Origin of the sequence: Nonomuraea sp. NPDC005501 (genome assembly GCF_040605905.1) — a bacterium.
Lineage (GTDB): Bacteria > Actinomycetota > Actinomycetes > Streptosporangiales > Streptosporangiaceae > Nonomuraea.
This window is the reverse complement of sequence record NZ_JBEXDT010000204.1, coordinates 1-3,535: the sequence shown is the minus strand read 5'-3', so window position 1 is coordinate 3,535 and position 3,535 is coordinate 1. Positions and strand designations below refer to the sequence as shown.

Sequence of the window (3,535 nt, the reverse complement as noted above, 5' to 3'; positions counted from 1 at the left end):
ACCAGAACCTCTCCAGTCCGGAGAAGTCCGTAATCTCGCTCATTCCGTACTTGTCGGCAAGATCCTGACGAATAGCGAAGTGGTGGAAGCGAGCGCCCGCCCGGCGCCGCACCCGGCGGCGCTCGCCAGCCCCGAGACCGCCAGGCCGAGCCCGAGTGCGAGCACCTGCCGTCGGCGCATGGCATGCCTCCCCGGTCCGCGAGCCAGCATCTCGCTACACCAGGTTAACGAACCACTACAAGACGTCACACATCAGGGGCTATGGGATGCTTCCACCCCACACCCGCCATGAGATACGAACCGCCGCCCGGCTCCCCCGCCAGGCGGGGCCGGTCCGGGCGCCAGTCCGCCGCGTTCACCAGGCCGGGCTCGACCAGGGCGAAGTCGCCGAAGAAGCGCCGGATGGCGGCCGGCGGCCGGTCGGCGCCGCGCCCCCGGGAGATCGGGGTGACGCCTCCGCCACCCGCCGGCCTTCCTGGGGCGACGGCATGGGTGATCACCAGGTGGCTGCCCGGCGCGACGGCCTCGCGCAGCCGCGCCACCGTCTCGTACGGCCCGTCCGCGTCGGGGAGGAAGTGCAGGATGCCGACCAGCAGGATCCCCACCGGCCGGCCGAGGTCCAGCAGCTCCGAGGCGCCCTCCAGCACCTCGGGCGCGTCGAGCAGATCCGCCTGGAGGAAGGCGGCCCGGCGGTCCGGGGCCGCCCTGCCTCCGTCGCCCTCGCCCAGCAGGGCCCTGGCGTGCGCGGCCACGACCGGGTCGCGGTCGACGTACACGACGCTGGCGTCCGGAACGATCTCGTGGACGCTGCCCTGCGTGGGCAGCCCGCTGCCGAGGTCGAGGAACTGGCGCACACCGGCGCCCGCGAGGTGGCGCACGGCCCGCCGCAGGAAGCCGCGATTGGCCCGCGCCAGCGGCACGGCCTGCGGGACCAGCGCTACCAGCCGCTCGGTCGCCTCGCGGTCGACGGCGTAGTTGTCGTGGCCGCCGAGCAGGTAGTCGTACATGCGGGCGACGTTCGGCGTGTGAGGATCGAACTCGGCCACATTCGGATCTTAGGTCGAGAATGCGCCGCTAACACGACCTTTGTGCGATTGTAGCCATAGTGCCGCGTTAAGTTACTCAACTGTGACACTCTTCGCGAGATTGCGAGGCTTGTCGACATCGCGGTCCAGAGCCACGGCGGCGTGGTAGGCGAGGAGCTGGAGCGGGATCGTCAGCAGGATGGGGTCGAGCTCGATCTCGTTCTTCGGCACCACGATCACGTCGTCGGCCAGCTTGGCGTCGGGCTCGCGGTGGCCCACCATGAGCACCTGGCCGCCGCGGGCGCGGATCTCGCCGAGCGTGGTGAGGTTCTTGTCCAGCAGCTCGTCGTCGGGCACGATCGCCACCGTCGGCATCTCCGGCCCGATCAGCGCGAGGGGGCCGTGCTTGAGCTCGCTGGCCGGGTACGCCTCGGCGTGGACGTAGGAGATCTCCTTGAGCTTCTGGGCGCCCTCGCGGGCGACGGGGTAGCCGCGCACGCGCCCGACGAACATCATGCTCGGGTACGGGGCGTACTTCCGGGCCAGCTCGGCGATCTTGTCGCTCTGGGAGAGGATCTCCTCGATCTGGGCCGGGAGGCGGCGCAGCCCCTCGACGACGCGGCGGCCGTCGGCGGGCGACAGGTCGTGGACGCGCCCGAAGTGCAGGGCGAGCAGCGCGAACGCCAGCGCGGTCGAGGTGAACGCCTTCGTCGAGGCGACCGACACCTCCGGCCCGGCGTGCAGGTAGACGCCGCCGTCGACCTCGCGGGCGATGGCGCTGCCGACCGCGTTGACGATGCCGATGACCCGGCCGCCCTTGCGCTTGAGCTCCTGCACGGCGGCCAGCGTGTCGTACGTCTCGCCCGACTGGCTGATCGCGACGTAGAGGGTGTCGGGGTCGACGACCGGGTTGCGGTAGCGGAACTCGCTGGCCGGCTCGGCGTCGGCCGGGATGCGGGCCAGCTCCTCGATGAGCTGGGCGCCGATCTGGCCGGAGTAGTACGCGGAGCCGCAACCGATGATCTTGACGCGGCGGAAGGAGCGGGTCTCGCGGGCGTCCATGTTGAGGCCGCCCAGATGGGCGATGTGGAAGCGCTCGTCGAGCCGGCCGCTCATGGTGCGGGCCACGGTCTCGGGCTGCTCGGAGATCTCCTTGAGCAGGTAGTGCTCGTAGCCGCCGGTGTCGTAGTGGCCGGCGTCCCAGTCGACGGTCAGCGGCTCCTTGGCCGTCTCGCGGGCGTCGCTGGCGAAGGTGTGGAAGCCGTCGGCCTTGAGGACGGCCAGCTCGCCGTCCTCCAGGTGGACGACCTGGCGGGTGTAGCGGACCAGCGCGGCCACGTCGGAGGCGGCGAACATCTCCTTCTCGCCGATGCCGAGCACGATCGGGCTGCCGTTGCGGGCCACGACCACCTCTCCCGGCCGCTCGGCGTCCATGACCGCGATGCCGTACGTCCCGACGACGCTCTTCAGCGCCTTGCGGACGGCCTCCTCCAGCGAGTCGGTCTCCTTCACGGTGCGGGCGATCAGGTGGGCCAGCACCTCGGTGTCGGTCTCGGAGAGGAACTCCGCGCCGTCGGCCACCAGCTTGGCGCGCAGCTCGTCGGCGTTCTCGATGATGCCGTTGTGCACGACGGCGACGCGCTCGTCGGAGGACAGGTGCGGATGCGCGTTGACGTCACTGGGGACGCCGTGGGTGGCCCACCGGGTGTGGCCGATGCCGAGCCCGCCCTTGAACCTGGCCGGCACGACCTTGGCCAGGTCGGCGACCCTGCCCTTGACCTTGCGGACCTTGAGGCCCTTGTTCGAGACCACGACACCGGCCGAGTCGTACCCGCGGTACTCCAGCCGTTGCAGGCCCTCCAGCAGGATGGGGGCGGCGTCCTTGGGGCCGACGTACGCGACGATTCCGCACATCCGACATCTCCTATCCGTCGTCATCCGTCTTCTCGGAAGACGGCGATGCAGTTGTTTCTCAGGTGGTTCTGGGAACGGCCTGTCCGGTCAGCCGTAGACGATGCGGCGCAACTGCCGCAGGGACAGCTCGGGCGCCGCGACGCGGCGCCCGCGAAGCTCGGCGGCCACTCTGGGGAAGATCTCGTCGTTGGTGAGGCCCCGGGCCTTCAGCTCGGCGTGGCGCCGCCGCACGAACGCCTCCACCGGTTCGGAGAAGTACGACAGCACGTCGGCGACCACCCGCGCGGCCTCACCGGGGCCGAGCCCGCTGGTCCGGATGAGGTGGGCGATCAGCTCCTCGTAGGGGTGCAGCGTCGTGGACACAGACGAGGACACTACGCACAGGGAACGCGACACGCCAACATCCTGCCCGGAATCGGGCAGGGATAGCCGAATCAACACACTCTCGCGGTGCCGGCGGACTTTCCGATGCGGCGATTACTGTGCGTAGTGTAGTCGACGCGCTGTCCATGTCGCGCACCACGGACCGGATCGGGATGAGCTGGTCGAGCGTCAGGTCGAACAGGTCGGCCTCGGTGCGCACCACCGGCTCCTGC

At 70.2% G+C, this 3,535-nt stretch carries 3 protein-coding genes; all 3 read right to left on the bottom strand.

Going from position 1 to position 3,535, the window contains the following annotated elements; all coding sequences use genetic code 11:
* Window positions 1–245: 245 nt before the first annotated feature.
* The 3 genes from ABZS51_RS42455 to ABZS51_RS42445 all read right to left on the bottom strand — a co-directional run bounded on the left by ABZS51_RS42455 (window position 246) and on the right by ABZS51_RS42445 (window position 3,302).
* Window positions 246–1,046, bottom strand: coding sequence for an SAM-dependent methyltransferase (locus ABZS51_RS42455; protein ID WP_355453956.1), 801 nt, complete (start codon window positions 1,044–1,046; stop codon window positions 246–248).
* Window positions 1,047–1,118: 72 nt separating this feature from the next.
* Entirely contained in the window at window positions 1,119–2,939 is a 1,821-nt protein-coding gene (glmS, locus tag ABZS51_RS42450; RefSeq protein WP_310711075.1) for a glutamine--fructose-6-phosphate transaminase (isomerizing), read from the bottom strand.
* 87 nt (window positions 2,940–3,026) lie between these two features.
* Window positions 3,027–3,302 (bottom strand): hypothetical protein, encoded by a 276-nt coding sequence (locus ABZS51_RS42445; RefSeq protein WP_310711076.1) that lies wholly within the window; start codon window positions 3,300–3,302, stop codon window positions 3,027–3,029.
* Between the last annotated feature and the right edge of the window lie 233 nt (window positions 3,303–3,535).